The organism is Desulfovibrio sp. ZJ200 (assembly GCF_011039095.1).
Classification (GTDB): Bacteria; Desulfobacterota; Desulfovibrionia; order Desulfovibrionales; family Desulfovibrionaceae; genus Desulfovibrio.
On sequence record NZ_JAAKEH010000030.1, the window covers coordinates 1 to 15743 of the forward strand.

The 15743-nt window shown below is 60.9% G+C and carries 18 protein-coding genes and 1 other RNA gene; 10 read left to right on the forward strand and 9 right to left on the reverse strand.

Translation table 11 applies throughout. The annotated features are described in order from the left end of the window. Positions 1-467, reverse strand: a 467-nt coding sequence (locus G7Y52_RS09505; RefSeq protein WP_165070945.1) for a hypothetical protein, incomplete at its 3' end; no start/stop codon positions are given. 54 nt (positions 468-521) lie between these two features. Between G7Y52_RS09505 and G7Y52_RS09510 the strand changes: the two genes are divergently transcribed. Both G7Y52_RS09510 and G7Y52_RS09515 read left to right on the forward strand, forming a co-directional pair. After that, a complete protein-coding gene (locus tag G7Y52_RS09510) occupies positions 522-803 on the forward strand; it encodes a type II toxin-antitoxin system RelE/ParE family toxin (RefSeq protein WP_165070947.1) in 282 nt (93 codons plus the stop codon). 200 nt (positions 804-1003) lie between these two features. Next, positions 1004-1264, forward strand: coding sequence for a HigA family addiction module antitoxin (locus G7Y52_RS09515; RefSeq protein ID WP_241159692.1), 261 nt, complete (start codon positions 1004-1006; stop codon positions 1262-1264). 117 nt (positions 1265-1381) lie between these two features. On the opposite strand, the gene G7Y52_RS09525 is transcribed toward G7Y52_RS09515, so the two are convergent. The 8 genes from G7Y52_RS09525 to G7Y52_RS09560 all read right to left on the reverse strand — a co-directional run bounded on the left by G7Y52_RS09525 (position 1382) and on the right by G7Y52_RS09560 (position 5522). Continuing rightward, positions 1382-2122 carry an ATPase, T2SS/T4P/T4SS family gene (locus G7Y52_RS09525; protein WP_241159689.1) on the reverse strand — a complete coding sequence of 247 codons (741 nt, stop codon included), beginning with the start codon at positions 2120-2122 and terminating at the stop codon, positions 1382-1384. Beyond that, positions 2115-2624, reverse strand: coding sequence for a hypothetical protein (locus tag G7Y52_RS09530; protein ID WP_165070951.1), 510 nt, complete (start codon positions 2622-2624; stop codon positions 2115-2117). Before G7Y52_RS09530 ends, G7Y52_RS09525 begins: the two co-directional genes overlap by 8 nt. 12 nt (positions 2625-2636) lie before the next feature. Beyond that, on the reverse strand, positions 2637-3365 hold the full coding sequence (locus G7Y52_RS09535) for a conjugal transfer protein TraL (RefSeq protein WP_165070954.1): 729 nt from the start codon (positions 3363-3365) through the stop codon (positions 2637-2639). Between the two features lie 7 nt (positions 3366-3372). Next, complete coding sequence (locus tag G7Y52_RS09540; RefSeq protein ID WP_165070956.1) at positions 3373-3666, reverse strand: TraK family protein; 294 nt, start codon at positions 3664-3666, stop codon at positions 3373-3375. A 7-nt stretch (positions 3667-3673) separates the two neighbouring features. Beyond that, complete coding sequence (locus tag G7Y52_RS09545) at positions 3674-4834, reverse strand: helix-turn-helix domain-containing protein (protein WP_165070959.1); 1161 nt, start codon at positions 4832-4834, stop codon at positions 3674-3676. A gap of 224 nt (positions 4835-5058) precedes the next feature. Then, positions 5059-5289, reverse strand: coding sequence for a hypothetical protein (locus G7Y52_RS09550; RefSeq protein ID WP_241159690.1), 231 nt, complete (start codon positions 5287-5289; stop codon positions 5059-5061). A 15-nt stretch (positions 5290-5304) separates the two neighbouring features. After that, an RNA gene (locus tag G7Y52_RS09555) (hammerhead ribozyme type II) lies at positions 5305-5369 on the reverse strand. Positions 5370-5384: 15 nt separating this feature from the next. Continuing rightward, entirely contained in the window at positions 5385-5522 is a 138-nt protein-coding gene (locus tag G7Y52_RS09560; protein WP_165070961.1) for a hypothetical protein, read from the reverse strand. Between the two features lie 794 nt (positions 5523-6316). On the opposite strand from G7Y52_RS09560, the gene G7Y52_RS09565 reads away from it, so the two are divergent. From G7Y52_RS09565 to G7Y52_RS09600, 8 genes are all read left to right on the forward strand, one after another. Beyond that, on the forward strand, positions 6317-7918 hold the full coding sequence (locus tag G7Y52_RS09565; protein WP_165070964.1) for a phage/plasmid primase, P4 family: 1602 nt from the start codon (positions 6317-6319) through the stop codon (positions 7916-7918). A gap of 282 nt (positions 7919-8200) precedes the next feature. After that, positions 8201-9742 carry a primase-helicase zinc-binding domain-containing protein gene (locus G7Y52_RS09570; protein WP_165070969.1) on the forward strand — a complete coding sequence of 514 codons (1542 nt, stop codon included), beginning with the start codon at positions 8201-8203 and terminating at the stop codon, positions 9740-9742. After that, positions 9729-10094 carry a DUF1937 family protein gene (locus G7Y52_RS09575; protein WP_165070973.1) on the forward strand — a complete coding sequence of 122 codons (366 nt, stop codon included), beginning with the start codon at positions 9729-9731 and terminating at the stop codon, positions 10092-10094. Before G7Y52_RS09570 ends, G7Y52_RS09575 begins: the two co-directional genes overlap by 14 nt. Beyond that, complete coding sequence (locus G7Y52_RS09580; RefSeq protein ID WP_165070976.1) at positions 10087-11433, forward strand: DNA modification methylase; 1347 nt, start codon at positions 10087-10089, stop codon at positions 11431-11433. The genes G7Y52_RS09575 and G7Y52_RS09580 overlap by 8 nt, the downstream gene beginning before the upstream one ends. Before the next feature lie 260 nt (positions 11434-11693). Then, entirely contained in the window at positions 11694-11918 is a 225-nt protein-coding gene (locus G7Y52_RS09585; protein ID WP_165070978.1) for a hypothetical protein, read from the forward strand. Beyond that, positions 11911-12684 carry a BRO family protein gene (locus tag G7Y52_RS09590; protein WP_165070983.1) on the forward strand — a complete coding sequence of 258 codons (774 nt, stop codon included), beginning with the start codon at positions 11911-11913 and terminating at the stop codon, positions 12682-12684. Before G7Y52_RS09585 ends, G7Y52_RS09590 begins: the two co-directional genes overlap by 8 nt. A 156-nt stretch (positions 12685-12840) precedes the next feature. Beyond that, positions 12841-13596, forward strand: a complete 756-nt coding sequence (locus G7Y52_RS09595) for a hypothetical protein (protein WP_165070986.1) — start codon at positions 12841-12843, stop codon at positions 13594-13596. Positions 13597-13746: 150 nt separating this feature from the next. Then, complete coding sequence (locus G7Y52_RS09600; protein WP_165070989.1) at positions 13747-15741, forward strand: terminase gpA endonuclease subunit; 1995 nt, start codon at positions 13747-13749, stop codon at positions 15739-15741. Positions 15742-15743: the final 2 nt, after the last annotated feature.

Here is a 15743-nt window from a genome sequence, read left to right on the forward strand (position 1 = left end):
GGCTTCTGAAATGTCAGGCGCAGCCGGGCGCCCGCCTGTTGGGTAATCTGGTAGAGATGCCGGGCAGCGCTTTCCCGCGTCAGGATGGCCGGATAGTTCTGGCCCGTGCGGGCCTTGCGGTCTGTGGTCAGCGTCAGTCTGGAAACTGCGAGCTGTGGGCTTTTCAAAGCAGCCTGGTCCGGCAGGCTCAGAAAATCAGCCTGACTCTGGTGCGCCCAGGTCACGCTGACGGCCCGGCCTGAGCAGGAGGCTTTGCTGAGCTGCCAGCCGTTGGCAACAGTGGGCTGAGCCAGCAGTGCCTCCATGCAGGGCTCGGCCACGTCCACGGCCCTGGAGCGGGAGAGCGTGGTGAAGTCTCTGCCCTTGGCCTCTATCAGCTCCTGATCCGGCGCGCCCTTGTGAGCGCAGCCGAACAGGAGGACGCCAGGAAGAAGGGCTATGCTGCGCAAGAAGTGAGGGTTTTTCATGTGCTACCCTGTAATATGATTGCCATTACACGTTTTTAGTGTTATTCTTTTGTCATGATTGTGAGCTACAAAGACAGCCGGGCGGAAAGCCTGTTTCGGGGCATCCGCGTTGCCGACCTGCCGTCGGATATCCAGCGCGCCGCCATGCGCAAGCTCAAAATTCTGCACAACGCCGTTTGCCTGAATGACGTGCGCGTTCCCCCGGGGAACCGGTTGGAAGCCCTCAAAGGTGACCGGGCCGGGCAATACAGCATCCGCATCAACAGCCAATGGCGCATCTGCTTTGTCTGGAGTGAAGGAAACGCGCATTGTGTCGAAATTGTTGATTACCATTAGAGCGTTTTGCTAATGAAATTAGCTAAACGCTCTGGCAGGGCGCAGCCATGCCCGCCGCGCAGACGCAGGCGAAATTTACTTTCGCCGTTAAGCGCCGGAGCGAGCGTTTTAAAAGCAATATACTCTAGGAGGCCATGATGCACGACCGCATGCCGCCCGTTCATCCGGGCGAAATTTTGAACGAAGAGTTTTTGAAGCCTATGGGCCTGAGCCAGACGCGTCTGGCCCTGGACACGGGCATGCCGCAGAGCCGGGTTCAGGGCATTGTCGCCGGCAAGCGCGGCATCTCCGCCGACACGGCGGTGCGCCTTGCCGCTTATTTTGGCAACAGCGCGGAATTCTGGCTTAACTGCCAGGTTACCTATGAGCTGGATATGGTTGCCCATTCCGGCAAACGCGCTGCAATTCTGGCTCGCGTACATCCCCATTCCTCCGCCTCTGGTGCTCCGACACTTCCATGACCTTGTTGCCCTGATAGATGGTCACGCGCAGGGCCAGGCCATTGGCCTGAAGAGCCGCAAAAAAGTTTTTCACCGCGTCCACAAAGATGCCGGAAAACCTGGCGGAACTGCGCATTTCTAGTCGTTCTGCGCATTCCAGATCAGGCTGTAGCCGGCTATGGCGGCCCAGCCTTCCATCAGGCCGCGCAGCACTTCGCCCACCAGAATACGGCGCGGCGCATAGCGCATGCTGACCTTTGCCAACTGGCGCATGCCCATGCCGGCCAGTTCCGAAGTCAGGAAAAAAACCGAGTTGGGCGCGCGGGATTGCAGTTCCGCTGTGTCCTCCAGGATCAGCAGGCGATCATGCGGGCAGAGTTCATCCAGTTCATGAATGATCGCATTCACAAAGGTGGTCTTGCCGCTGGAGGTGCCGCCCACCACGACGATATTTTTGCGATCCAGAATTGCGGCGCGGATAATAGGCGGCACTTCCGGCGTTATCACGCCCTGCGCCAGGTATTCCGGCATGGTGATGATCCGCGAGGCTTTCTTGCGCAGGGAAAAAGACGCTCCCGGCCCCACCAGCGGCGGAAAGGTGCCCTCAAAACGGGAGCCGTCCAGGGGAAAGCTCCCTTCCACCACCGGATGCAGCGCATCCACAGTGATGTTCAGAGCGCTGGCCACCAGAGAGAGGATCAGCTTGCTTTGGGCCTGGTGAAGTTCTCCGATATGTTCCTGTTCCTGGCCGTAGCGTTCAATCCATAATTGACCGTCCGGATTGAGCATGATTTCAATAACTTCATCGTCCCGCAGCGGCTGCATAATGAGCGGGCCGCAGTTGTATTCCAGGCTTTCCAGCAGGCGAGCATCAAACATCTTGCACCGCCTTCAGGATGAAGACGGCCACATTGAGCAGGGCTGAAAGCCCTATGATGGCCGTGCAGATGTACAGCGTGGTTTTGAAGCCGGACAGGGTGGCCGCGAAGTCCGAGGCCGCATCCCGGATGCCGTTGATGGTCACGTCGGACAGTGTTTTCCGCAGCTCGGACACGCTCTTTTCCACGCCTGACATGTAGGTCGCGGTCTGCTCGCCCATAAAGGCGGCCAGGGCTTTTTCATGCCTTTTCTGGAGTTGTGTTTGCGCTCCAAGAAAAGCATTCTGGATCGTGACCATCATCAGCAGCGGGTCATCCACCGGCACGGCCAGATTGTGCTTTTTGGCCAGCAGGGCGCGCACGTCCTCCACGGACAGGCCCAAGCCGTCCGGCAGGCATGGCTCCGCTTGGGGCGCGGGCGAAGATTGCGGCGCGTTGTCGGCAGCGGGCGTTGCATCCGGCCGGTTTTGCAAAATTGCATCAGGAGGCAGATCGTCGGACATGGGGCAGCCTCCTTAAAGCAGATCCGCCTGCTCGACGCAGGAGAGAATCTGATTCCAGTAGCGCCGCAGGCGCGCCTTGACCGCAATGGAGGTGGAGCTGCCGTTGATCCCGGCCTCAAAGCTCTGGCGCTTGGCAAACAGTTCCTCCAGATCTTTGCCGATCAGGGCCTTGTTGCCCATTGGCAGTTCGATCAGCGCATGGAACTGCGAGGAGTACTCCTTGTAGATTTTGAACTCCTCAAAGCCCTTGCCATCTATGGCAATCTCGCCAAAAAAGGGATTGAGCCAGACCACAATGGGAGAGGTGGGGAAGCCGAGGGCCAGCCTGGCCAAACCCTGGATCGTGTCGCCCAGGGCCTGACCGCCCGTGACAATGGAATGAAAAAAGACCTTGTGCCCTTGCTCTTCCAGCAGGGGCAGAAAGTCGTTTTCCGCGAGATACGCGCCCAGGGCAATGAAGGAGGACGCCCCATTGTCCACAATGACATGCGCGCCTTGCGGGGCGTTGACCAGAGCTTCCAGCAGCACATCAAACTTGCGGGCGTCAATGTTCCCGTCCCGCATAATGTCCAGAGAAGCCACATTGAACTCTTTGAACGAAGAGAGAGTGGCGTTTACCGGGTCCGTGTCGTAGGCCAGGATCTCTTTTTTGAAATGCCGGAGAGCCTGGTACAGCATCACGGCGATCATGGATTTTCCCACCCCGCCCTTCCCTTGCAGTATAAAATGAATTGTGGCCATGTATGTCTCACTCTCCAGTCAGCAAGTCAGAAAGAGGAACTGCGTTTTTGCCGTCAAATGCCTGAGCACCATTGGCGCTCACCCTTGGAGGGGCCGTGCCGGCAGGAGGCGTCCGTGCTGCCGCTTCTTCAGCTTCGGGCTTCGGGCGGCTACGGGTATGCACGTAATTGCGGAACGCGCTGTAGCTCATACTGATTTTTCCCGCTTCCTTGAGCCGGTCATAGGCACTGGCGTATGTGTGCCCCTGGTTCAGCAAGGCCATGACATCTTCGCGCACGGCAAAAAATTCAACCCGCGCCAAGCCGGGTCTAAGCCGAGGCATGGACACCTCGTTGCCAGTTCTGGAGGAATACAAAAGCGTCCATCATACCACGGCCCTTCACGTCGCCCGCCGAGGGGGCTTTGCCCTTCCGGAACAGCAACGACCAGAGGCCCCAGGCAGGGCCGCTCTTTCCGCCGTCGGCAAAGCAGGAAAGGAATTTCTCGAAAACGGGGCGCGCTTCTGCCAGGGACGGATCAGCACTATGCCGATCCCCCAGGCGTTCCAGGCAGCGCCGGATCTGTTCGGCTTTTTCAGGAGAAGCGGACGGCGCGACAGGGACGCCAGAGGAAGAAGCAAGAGGAACGGCGGCTTCATCTTCCCAGCGTCGGCCACGCAGCCAGTTCGCCAGATGGGGAACAAAGCGGCCGTGCTCCCGGTTCCAGGCGGTGGAGGAACGAAAGCGATCCAGGGCCGCCAGCAAAATATCCAGGGCTGGCAGCGCGCCGCGCCGCCAGAGCTGATGCCATACGGCGCGGGCCGATTCTTTGGCCTCCTTGCGCGGGTAGGCCGCATAAAGGCGCTCAAAGAGCGCATTGGCCGTCTGGAACGCCGATGTGTTGCCTTTCTGCTTTTTCCGGGGAAAAGAATCCCCCCACCCGCCGGCTTTGGAGGCTGTGACGGGCGTTGTGCTGGGAAGCGGAGCGCGAGCAGAGGGGGAGGGCTCGCGTCTTGCCGACGAGTGGGGGGAAAGGGGGGGAATAATACTCTTATTACTCTTATATATGGGCGAAGAATTTTCGCCTCCCATGCGTCGATTTTTCGCATGGCATGACGAAAATTCTTCGCCCTTTTCGTTACCGTCGTCATTGTCATCCATGGCGGCTCTCTCCTGGGCGATGAAGAAGAGAACCCGCTGGCTGAGAAGCAGACGGTAGACGTTACGGCCGTCCTCCTGTTGTTCAATACTGATGTATTCGAGGGCGGCAAGTGCGCGAAGATAGTGCTGTATGGAACGCACGGAACATTTGCAGAGTCTGGCCAGAGTGGCCTGCGAGGAGCGGCAGACGCCCCCCTTGTAGGCCTTGCGGAACAAAGTCAGATAAAGCAAGGTCGGCCCGTCCGAAACGGCCTTGTCAAAACAGATGAACTCGCCGAAAAATTTGTCTGACACCCGCAGGAAGTATGCGGAAGGATTCAGGGTTTCCATGCTTCACCGCCCTCTTTTTGTGTGGCGGGAAAAAGGCAAAAAAGGAGCCCCCCAGGCTTGACGCCGGCATCTTTTGCGGGTATTCTCACATCAGTGTTTTTTTGAGTGAGTCCCGCGAGGGCGGCCGCGTATTGTGACTGCAATCACAGTGCGCGGTTTTCTTTTGGCTTTTCCCTTAGTTCATATATTCCGTAGCCTCAGCTCGTTGTAATGCCAGAGAGAAATCAGGCCGACGCCGCCAGCGCCGTCACCGGATACTGTGCGGCCAGGGTCTGCTGCATCTGGGGAGAAAGCAGATGCCTGAACTTCTGAGCCACGCGGACGAGGGCGCGTTCCTGCGCCTTGTCCATTTCCTCTTCCATGATCTGCATGATGTATCGCTTCACCGCTGGATCCGTGGATTCGTAAATATCATCCAGCAGCAATACACCCGTACTTTCCTGATGCCTCTTCATATTTTTGTCCTCCTGATTGGGCTGCTCATCAGGCCGGGGCCGCCACGCCCCGGCGACCGCCCAGGCGGGCGGTTTCGCTTTAGATAAAAATTCCATTACAGCTCAGACACCAGAACCTCTTCCGTGAAAGCGCCCAGAGCGTCCGCCAGATCAGGATCGAGCGGTACGGCAAAGCCTTCCTGAGCCTGGGTAAAGGCATCCGAGGCTACAGCGTTCATCACTTCCTTGGGCATTCCTTCCTCCTGCTAAAATAGGGGTTGACAGGGTAATGTAAGCCGTCTTTTGCTGTTTCGCATTCAAGTAACAGCGCAAAGCTATTGACAGCCGTGGCTTTTGGATAAGAAAAATGCCGCTGGCAAAAACTGCGGATCGTGCAAAGCAGAGGAGAGGAGACAAAAAAGCCCTTTTCGGCCTGGAGGAACCAGAACCGGAAAGGGCTTATGAGGTGGGCGGGCCGGAAAAAAGCAAAAAGCGTAGAAATATGCCCTGAAGGCACATTGCTACGCTTGTAATTTGCTTGGCGTCCCCAAGGGGATTTGAACCCCTGTCGACGGCGTGAAAGCCGTTTGGTTAGCGTTCGCCGCCTTTGATTTCCAATGCGTTCAGCAGCACCTGGGAGCATGGAAATGCATCCAGCAACAGGTGCTTTTGTAACCAACATTTGTAACCAGTTTGGAGCTCATGTCTCGCTGGTTTGTCTATCTGGCAGTGCGCCCGCGTGTAAGTGCGTGCGAGGGATGTCTGGCCACGTTGCCGGTGCCGTCGTCGTAGGGAGTATGCGGGCGCTTCCTTTTGCGGGCGGAGCCCGCTCCGGAAGGGGCGCTCCCTCGCTCCCCTTTCACCCCACCCCAAAAAAATCAGACCAATGCTCCCACGCCCCCCATGCCTATGGGTCCTTCCTGGCCTTCAAGCGACCGAGGGCCGTGCGCTCCCGGCTTTCGGCCGCGAATGAAAAAGAAAAATCTTGGGTAAAAATAGAAAGCCCGGCTGCCGCGTCATGGGGAGGAAGCCGCTCCGAAGGAGCCGTATGTCGTCTGATGTAAAGGCCAAGGTGGAGCAGCGCGCGGAGCAGATCAAGGCCAAAACCGCTAAGAAGACCCCTCCGGCAAAAGAGGAGCGGCCTAAGCTCGACAGGCACTTCGTACTCGACTGCCTGTCCCGCAATAAAGTGGGTGATGCCACCCTCTACTGTGCCCTGTTCCGGGACAAGTACGTCTTCGTTCAGGAGTGGGAAAAGTGGCTGTACTGGGCTGGCCATCATTGGGAGATAGACAAGCGCAGTCGGCGTGCCTTGGCTGATGCGGAGCGGGTCTGCGCCGCCTACCAGGATGCCTGGGCCGAAGCTGGCGACGAGGACGGTTCCCCTCTGCACAAGCTGCTGATGGGGCGGCTCAAATCCCTGCGCGGCGCGCCTGGCCGCAAGGAGATGCTGGAGTGCGTCACCACCATCGACGATCCTCCGGTCATCTCCGCCGAGCAGTTGGATCAGCAGCCGTACCATCTGGCCACGCCCACCGGTGTGGTCGATCTGCGCACCGGCGAATGTTCCCCCGGCAAGCAGGAGCAATACATGCTCAACCCGTGCCCTACGCCCTGGGCCGGGCTCGACGCGCCTTGTCCGAACTTCGACCAGTTCCTGCTGACCTGCATGGGCGACGATCAGGAGATGGCCGACTTCATCGTCCGGCTCCTGGGCTATGCCCTGCTGGGCGAGAAACACCTGCACATCTGGGCCATCATGTACGGGCCCCTGTCGCGGAATGGCAAGGACACGCTGATGAACGTGATCAAGCGCGTCCTGGGCAAACGTCTGCATGTACGTATTCCGGTGGCCATGCTGGTTGAACAGAAGTTCCAGCGGGACAGCTCGCAGCCGCAGCCGGATTTGCTGGCGCTACGCGGCACGCGCATCGCCTACGCCTCGGAAGCCAACAGCCGCCAGGCGCTGGATCAGGCCAAGATCAAAGACTTGACCGGCGGCGGCTACATCACGGCCCGAGGCATCACGGACAAGGACATGACCGAGTGGCGGCAGTCGGCGCTGCTGCTGTTGCTGACCAACTACCTGCCCAAGATCAGCTTTGATGACGACGGCTTCAAGGCCCGCACCATCTGCATCGAGTGGCCGGTCAAGTTTGTGGCCAATCCCGTCAAAGGATGGGAGCGCCGGATCGACTACGACATCGCCCAAAAGATGGAGCCGGAGGATTCCGGCATTCTGGCCCGCCTGGTCCGGGGCTGCCGGGACGTCATGGCCAACGGCCTGCGCATCCCGGAGAAGGTGCTGCGCTACACTGAGGAGCAGATCGACAGCTTCGACGACATCGGCAAGTTCCTGAAGGAGTGCTGCGAGGTGGAGGAACCGCCCACAGGCGGCCGTGAGTATGAAACCCGCATCGCGGCCTCCGAGCTGCTGAAGGTCTGCAACTGGTGGTGCAAGAAAATCCTGGGCAATTCCTATCCCTATACGCCCAAGAAGTTCACGCCGGCGCTGGAGAAAAAGGGCATCCCCACGAAGAAGAGTTCGGTCATGTACTACCTGGGGGTCACCGTGCGCCAGGAAATCCAGAACGAGTACGAACTGGATCTGGCCGAGGAAGAAGACCGCAAGTCCCGGAGGCGCTCATAATGGCCGCCATCCTCCCAACCTCCCAGGCGATCCCCCATGATATCCATGTGCATCCTGTTGGAATGACATATGTTTTTTGCAAAATGGGAAGATGGGAGCTGCGTCCTGTAACCCCACGCGCGCGCACCTCTCAAGATACTGCGATCCATGATCGGTCTTTTCGCGCGCGCGTAGTATCAGGCCGATCCTCCCATAATCCCAAAAAAGGAAGAAAAGGCCCGGAGTTTGGGAGCTTGCGACCTCTGGTTTGCTCTGAAAGGGCCGGGAGCATGGGAGGAACCCATGTCTGATCTGTTGCTGTCGTGGCTGCGTCAGAAGGTAGAGCCCTCCAAGATCAAAAAAGCCAGCGGCAGCAAGGGGGGCGAGTATCATTCGCCCTGCCCGATGTGCGGCGGCGAAGACCGGTTCGCCGTGTTCCCGGAGCAGCCGGGCGGCGCACTGTGCCAGAAGCACGGCCTCACCGGTACCTGGTCGTGCCCGCGTCATTGCGAGAAGGGGGGCGACGCCCTCACCTGGCTCATGGAAATTGACGGACTGTCGTTCAAGGCCGCCTGCGCCAAGCTGGGCATTGCGGCGGATGCAAAGGACCGCCCGCGCGGATACAGGCCGGTGCGGGTTCCGCATCGGGCGGAAAAGAATGTCTTCACTCCCGGCCGGTACGAGCCTCCGGCGGCAATGTGGCGTGAGCACGCCACCAAGCTGGCCCTGGAGGCGTATGAGCGTTTGCTGCAGACGCCGCCCATGCTCCGGTATCTGGCCCGGCGCGGTCTGCCGGTAACGGCCGTGCGCGCCTACCGCCTCGGATACATTGAGGCCGAAGGCCATCAGCGGGACTGCATATACCGCGCCCGGGCCGCATTCGGGCTGCCGGAAAAGCTCGGCGCCGAGGGCAAGCCCGTCCGGGCTCTGCGCATCCCGCGCGGGATCACTATCCCGGTCTGGAGTTCCGCCGGCGAATGCCTGCGCGTCCGCATCCGGCGACGGGACGTGGACCGGAACCCGAACAATCCCAAAGACCCCAAGTACCTGCTGGTGCCGCAGCCTGGGCAGCCGTACTCCGCGCCGCTCATGCTGCCGCCGGCGGGCGTGTCCCCTGACCTGGCCACATGGGTGGTTGTGGAAGCGGAGATGGACGCAATGGCCGTGCATCATGCCTGCGGGGGCAAGGTCGGTGTGCTGTCCATCCTGACGGTGCGCTTCAAGCCGGACGCTCTTGCGCATGCGGCGTTGGCCCGTGCGGCGCGCATCCTGGTGGCTCTGGATTTCGATGCGGACAAGGCCGACGGCAGCAACCCGGGCGCGGACGCGTGGCCGTGGTGGCAGCGCACCTATCCCCAGGCCCGGCTCTGGCCGGTGCCCGACGGCAAAGATCCCGGCGAAGCTTTCGCCCTGGGGATCAATCTGGCGGAGTGGATATTCACCGGCGTGCCGCTGCTCGCTGCTGATCCCGCCACTTCAATGGCTGGTCAGGCATTGGACCGGAGCGAAATCGCTGTTTCCCTGCCTGCCGGGGCAGTGGGAGAGTCGCGGGTTGCGCCTTCGGCATCGGGGGAAAGGGGCCGTTGCTGGCCGGTGCCGGACGTTTCCAGTCTCGAGGCCGTGGCGCTGCCCAGGGAAATGCACACCTCAGTGGACGAACTGGTGCGCGCCATGCGCGCGCATCCTCTGGACGATCCCGAGTGTCTGCTGCCGTGCCCGTTCACCGATCCGCCGTTCTGGTGGAAATACCGCCGTGACTGCAAAAAATGCGCGGGCCATCCGTTGTGCCTGTTGGGGCTGTTGCAGTCCCCTGTTTTTGAGGAGGCGTTGCATGCGTCCGTATAGACGGTGTTATCTGGCGAGCCCGTATACCGATCCGGACCCACGACTGCGCGCGGCCCGGTATGAGGCGGTCTGCGCTGCTGCGGCGGCCATGATGCGCGACGGCTTCCTGGTGTTCTCGCCCATTGCGCACGGCCATCCCCTGGCCGCGTATGATCTCCCGGTGGAATTCGACTACTGGCAGCGGCACTGTCTGTCCTTTCTGGACTACTGGGCGACCGAACTCTGTGTGCTCACCTTGCCCGGATGGCAGGACAGCGTGGGCGTGGCGGCGGAAATCGATTTCGCCTTGAAACTGGGCCTGCCCGTGTTTCTGCGGGATGCCCAAAACCGTATGGAGCCGTACCATGTCTGATCTGCGCATTGAGCACTGGCCGGTGGAGCGTCTGCGTCCCTATGAGCGCAATCCGCGCAAGAACGACCATGTGGTGAACCGCATGGTGGAGTCCCTGCGCGAGTTCGGCTTCCGCGTGCCGGTGCTGGCCCGCAGCGACGGGGAGCTCATCGACGGCCACTTGCGCTACAAGGCTGCGCTGGTCATGGACATGGCCACGGTGCCGGTCATTCCGGCTGACGACATGAGCGAGGCGCAGATCCGGGCCTTCCGCATCCTGGTCAACCGCTCGGCCACCTGGGCGGATTGGGATGAGGAATTGCTGCTACAGGAACTTCGCGCCCTGCAACTGGCGGACATGGACCTGGCCGTGACCGGCTTCGACCAACGCGAGCTGGATCAGATGCTTATGGACATGGGCACGGACGGCAAAGACCCGGACGACGCGCCGGAGCCGCCCGCGGTGCCGGTGGTGCGCGACGGAGAGATCTGGACTCTGGGCCGGCACAAGGTGATGTGCGGCGACTCCCGCAGCATGGCCGACGCGCGCCGGCTGCTGGGCGATGCGCCATTGGACATGATCTGGACCGACCCGCCGTACAACGTGGATTACCAGGGCAAGGCCGGGAAGATCCGCAACGACAAAATGTCGGCTGCGGACTTTGACGAATTTTTGGCCACGGTGCATCGGATCATGCACGAGTCCCTGCGCCCTGGCGGGGGCATCTATGTGGCCCATTCCGAGGCCGGGGACGGCATCGCGTTCCGGCGCGCGTTTACGGCGGCCGGGTTCAAGCTGGCGGCTTGCCTGATCTGGCGCAAGCAGACGGCGGTCCTGGGGCGCGGCGACTACCACTTCCAGCACGAACCCATCTTGTACGGCTGGCGGCGCGGGGCCGCGCACCGCTGGTACGGCAACCGCAAGCAGCGCACGCTGTTTGAGGCAAAACTGCCGGGCCTGCGAGAAATGGAGGACGGCACCTGGCAGTTTTGCCTGGAAAATCGCCTGTATCGCCTGAGCGGCGAGGCCGTCCGCGTGGAGGAATTGCCCACCACGATCATGGACGCGCTCAAACCGGCGCGCTCGGATTTGCACCCGACCATGAAGCCGGTGGCGCTCATTGAGCCGATGGTGGCCAACTCCAGTCCCAGAGGCGGTCTGGTGGGCGATTTTTTCGGGGGCTCGGGCTCAACGCTCATGGCCTGCGAGCGCCTGAACCGGGCGGCGCGGATCATGGAGGCGGACCCAAAATTCGTCGAGGTGATCATCCGGCGCTGGCAGGAATACAGCGGCGGGCAGGCGGTGCGGGACAGCGACGGAATGACGTTCAGGGAACTGAGCGGAGGCTTACATGCGTAGTCCGCTCTTGACTTCTACAGCAGTTTTGGGGAAGCTGAACTTCCCTAATCAACACAGGCGTAGCCGTCGCCTTTGCCGTGCCCCACACGGTGAAAAGAGCGGTCTTTTTTGTTCTTGCCACCAAAGCACCTCTTGGGGTGCGGGTACATATTGGCAAGGCGACGTCCGGGTGTCCGCGAGGCCCCGGCGGCTGTGTTGAGCCGGGGAGCGTCGTCTTGCTTTTTTTGTGCCCGACCCACTTAATCAACACGAGGTGCCTCATGTCTTCCCAATCTTCCCTCTCTGCTTATGAACTGGCTCAACTTCAAGAGATTGTGCACGAGCATACGCGGCAACTGGCTCTGGCTACCCTATGGCTTTCCGACTTGAAAAATGAAGTAGCCGAACTCCAAAATACAGTGATGCTGCGCTCGGTTGCCATACCTAAGCGTCGTCGTGGAAAATCCGTAATTATTCCCTTCCCTTCGGAGGTGTTCCATGTCTAATGCTCTGATGCCCTTCGCCTTTGGCGACAATCTGGTGCGCGTCATCAACGATGAAAACGGCAATCCTTGGTTCGTGGCCAAGGACGTGGCCTTGGCCCTTGGCTATGAATGGAATGGGGCCGCCCGTATTGCCCATGTCCCTGACGAATGGCGAGGGGTCACATCCGTTGTTACCCCTCGGGGAGGCACACAGGAAATGCTCACTCTCTCCGAGCAAGGCATGTACTTCTTCCTGAACCGCAGCGACAAGCCCGGCGCGCTGCCCTTCCAGAAATGGCTGGCCGGAGAGGTTCTGCCCGCCCTGCGCAAGACCGGGCGGTACGAAACACCCCACACGACCCAAGAGAACCCCACCGGGCCGGAAGAAGAAACTTTCGGGGACGACAGGCTCTTTTCCCCTGCGGTGCTCCAACTGGAGTCTTCACAACGTATCCGACTGCTGGAGCAGGCCACGAGCATGGCCAAGGAGGAAGGTTGGGGTGTCCATGAAATGGAAGAATATTTTGTCCGTCTGTGCACCATGACGGGAAAAACCAAACGTGATCCCAAAAGAGAGCGTATTCAACGCTTCATTGCCCAGTGCATGACGCGCATTCCAGGTCAAAACCTGCCTTTCATGCGCGTTTATGCCGCCTTCTATGAATGGTGGGAAGCCAATGAACGCGGTCCCGTACCGGGAAGCAAGAGTCTTGCTACGGAATTGCGGCGCTACTTTGAGCCGCAAAAAAGCAATGTTTCAAAATACCGAGATTGTGCCCTGCGCTAACTCTTTGGAATAAAAAAGCAGGGCGGTATTGCGAGTACCGCCCCTGTGAAGGCATCAGGCTAGGCCTAACGTCCCTACATTGTTAAGCCTAGCCTCCCGCAACGGGTTCGGTCAAGAGCCCGATAACGGCGCGAGCTGGGCGAAAAGGAACGGAACATGGCGGATGTGGAACAAAACCTGGAGTCATTGCTTGAGCGCAGCAGCGGCACGGACGTGCCCCTGCTGCTGAAAGCCAAGGAAGACGCCAAGCGGCGGGTCAAGGATGATCCGTCCTCTGCCAATCTGGCCGCCCTGGATCGCGCCACTCAAATGTTGAGGGACGCTATGAGCAAGCAGAACGGCGGCAATTTCGGCAGCGTGAAGGACGTGCTGGCCTATTTGGTGGAGCAGGGCCGCAAGGCCAGCCAGTCCCAGATATACAAGGACTTGAAACGCGGCTACCTGCGCCGTCAGGCGGACGGCAGTTTCCGCCAGCGCGATGTGGATATGTATGCCAGCACCTTGCAGGCATATGCGCTCCCGGAAAAAGAGGCCGACGCCATGTCGGACCTGGCCCGGCAGGAATTGGAAGAGAAAGTGGCCAAGACCCGCGAGCAGCGCCTGGCCATCGCCTTTGATCGCAAGGTCAAGGCAGGCAAATACATCCTGCGCGAGGATGTGGCCCTGGAGCTGGCCAGCCGGGCCAGCGCCCTGGACGTGGGGCTGCGCAGCGTGTTCCGGCTGTATGTGGCGGATTATATCCGTATGGTGGGCGGTGATGTCACCAAGGCGGAAGCGCTGGCAGCCGAGTTTGACAAAAACCTGGATACGGCCCTGACCGAGTATTCGCGGCCAATGGATTTTGCGCTGACCGTTACGCCAGAGGAAGTTACGATCAGCGACAGCGGTGCGGAAGAACGGGAAGACGAGTAACCAAATTGCTGTCTTCATCCGTAAGCCGCTCATGCGGCAACGGCTGAAGCAAGGTGGAGTGTGTCCCTGATGAAACCGACGGCGCAAACGCCCCGGATCCGCAAGGGGAAAACGAAGGCGAAACCGACGACGACTGAGCTCCGCTTCAGGGTGGACCGGCTTCCGGGCTGCATCCACCCTGAAACCCGGGCGGCGGTGGCGCGTCTGACGGCGGAGCGCGGCCCCATCCTCTGGCCGTGGGCATTCGGCAGAGGTGAACGGGCCGTGTTGCGCCATCGTCCTCCCATCCCGGCCAGCCTGTGGTCCGAGCGGCATCGCGTAGTGCATAATTCGTCCCGGCCCGGCCCCTGGCGCAACATGGTCACCCCCTATGCCGCGGGAGTCATGGACGCGGCCTTCTATCCGTCCGTCCAGACGGTTTCGATCATGAAGTGTCCGCAGAGCGCGGGCACCGAGGCGGTGCACAACTGCATCGGCTACACCATCGACCGCGCTCCCGGACCGGTGCTCTATGTGTACCCTGATGAAACCACGGCCAGGGAGAACGCCCAGGATCGGATCATTCCCATGTTGCAGGCCAGCCCGCGGCTGCGGGAATACCTCACCGGCATATCGGACGACATCGGCAGCCTGCGTATCAAGCTGGCGCATCTGACCATCTACATGGCCTGGTCCGGATCGGCCGCCCGCCTGGGCAACAAACCCATCCGCTATCTGGTGCTGGACGAGCTGGACAAATACCAGGGCAGCAAGCGCGAAGCCTCGGCCGAGGCACTGGCCGAAAAGCGCGTGATCACCTGGGGTAAGCGGGCCATCACCTGGAAACTGAGCACGCCCACGGTGGTGGACGGCCCGATCCACAAGGCGTTCGCGCAATCCGAGGCCCGTTTCCGCTACTGGGTCGTCTGCCCGTTTTGCGGCTGCGAGCTGCTCATGGATTTTGAGCATATCCGCTGGCCGGAAGGCCATATGAACCCGGTGTCGCTCAAATCCCATTCCCTGGGGGGGTACGAGTGCCCGCACTGCGGGGCCGAGCGTCATGGTTGGACCGACGCCGACCGCGATCTGGCCGTGCGCAACGGCCTGTGGCGCGAAGAGACCAGCGGCCGGGAGCTGCATGAGCATTTGGAGACATACCGGCCCATCAGCGTGGGCTTTCACATTCCAGCCTGGATTTCGCCTTTTGTTTCGCTCTCGGAGATTGCGGCCAAGGCGCTGGAATATCAGCTCAACCCGACTCTGGAACTGCTCAAAGACGTGCAGAACAACTACAAGGCCGAGCCCTGGGAAGCGGAATTCGAGCGGCGGGACGAGGATATGATTTTGGCCCTGTGCGACGACCGGCCGCGCGGGGCGGTGCCCGGGCCCTTGCCGGCACGCAAGCCTGGCGGCGAAGCGCAGGAGCGCGTGGCGGCGGTGCTGGCGGCCGTGGATACGCAGTTGCGCTATTTCCGCTATGTGATCCGCGCCCTCGGCTACGGGGAAGAGGCCGAGTCCTGGCTGATCCAGGAAGGCGTGGCCCCAACGCTCAACGCCTTGGATGAGCTGTTCTGGCGCTCCGAGTACCTGGACGCCCTCGGCCGCCCGTTCAAGGTGCGCGCGGTGATTATCGACGCAATGGGCGATCCGCAGCGCACGGCCCAGGTCTACGCCTGGGCGGCCCGCAACCGCGGGCGCGTCTTTCCGGCCCAGGGGGTCCACGCTCCGGCGACGCCTGTGTCCTACGCGCCGCAGGAGTATTTCCCCGGCCCGAAAGGCGAGCGGGTGAAAATCCCCGGTGGCATCCTGCTGCACAAGGTGGACACGACCATGTTCAAGGGCGTCCTGGCCAGCAAGCTGGCCATAGCGCCGGACGATCCGGGGGCCTTCCACCTGCATTCCGGCGACGGCTTGCTGGCCTACGCCCGGGAAATGTGCGCCGAGGCGTGGAACCCGGAAAAAAACCTGTGGGACAACCCGCACGGCCGGCCGAACCACGCCTGGGACTGCGAATACCTGCTGTGGGCTCTGCATTGGATGCTGGCCGTCGCCAAGAAAAAGCGGCCTGGCGCGGCCAGGCCAGCGCCCAAGGCTCTGCCGCCGAAACCCGTTCCCCGCCCCGCCGGTTCTGTCGCGGATCGCCTGGCGGCGTTTACCCGGAGGTGAAG

Coding starts and splice junctions, on each gene's coding strand:
- G7Y52_RS09510 (WP_165070947.1), top strand. CDS start 522: ATGATTGTGAGCTACAAAGACAGCCGGGCGGAAAGCCTGTTTCGGGGC.
- G7Y52_RS09515 (WP_241159692.1), top strand. CDS start 1,004: ATGGGCCTGAGCCAGACGCGTCTGGCCCTGGACACGGGCATGCCGCAG.
- G7Y52_RS09525 (WP_241159689.1), bottom strand. CDS start 2,122: ATGTTTGATGCTCGCCTGCTGGAAAGCCTGGAATACAACTGCGGCCCG.
- G7Y52_RS09530 (WP_165070951.1), bottom strand. CDS start 2,624: ATGTCCGACGATCTGCCTCCTGATGCAATTTTGCAAAACCGGCCGGAT.
- G7Y52_RS09535 (WP_165070954.1), bottom strand. CDS start 3,365: ATGGCCACAATTCATTTTATACTGCAAGGGAAGGGCGGGGTGGGAAAA.
- G7Y52_RS09545 (WP_165070959.1), bottom strand. CDS start 4,834: ATGGAAACCCTGAATCCTTCCGCATACTTCCTGCGGGTGTCAGACAAA.
- G7Y52_RS09550 (WP_241159690.1), bottom strand. CDS start 5,289: ATGAAGAGGCATCAGGAAAGTACGGGTGTATTGCTGCTGGATGATATT.
- G7Y52_RS09560 (WP_165070961.1), bottom strand. CDS start 5,522: ATGCCCAAGGAAGTGATGAACGCTGTAGCCTCGGATGCCTTTACCCAG.
- G7Y52_RS09565 (WP_165070964.1), top strand. CDS start 6,317: ATGTCGTCTGATGTAAAGGCCAAGGTGGAGCAGCGCGCGGAGCAGATC.
- G7Y52_RS09570 (WP_165070969.1), top strand. CDS start 8,201: ATGTCTGATCTGTTGCTGTCGTGGCTGCGTCAGAAGGTAGAGCCCTCC.
- G7Y52_RS09575 (WP_165070973.1), top strand. CDS start 9,729: ATGCGTCCGTATAGACGGTGTTATCTGGCGAGCCCGTATACCGATCCG.
- G7Y52_RS09580 (WP_165070976.1), top strand. CDS start 10,087: ATGTCTGATCTGCGCATTGAGCACTGGCCGGTGGAGCGTCTGCGTCCC.
- G7Y52_RS09585 (WP_165070978.1), top strand. CDS start 11,694: ATGTCTTCCCAATCTTCCCTCTCTGCTTATGAACTGGCTCAACTTCAA.
- G7Y52_RS09590 (WP_165070983.1), top strand. CDS start 11,911: ATGTCTAATGCTCTGATGCCCTTCGCCTTTGGCGACAATCTGGTGCGC.
- G7Y52_RS09595 (WP_165070986.1), top strand. CDS start 12,841: ATGGCGGATGTGGAACAAAACCTGGAGTCATTGCTTGAGCGCAGCAGC.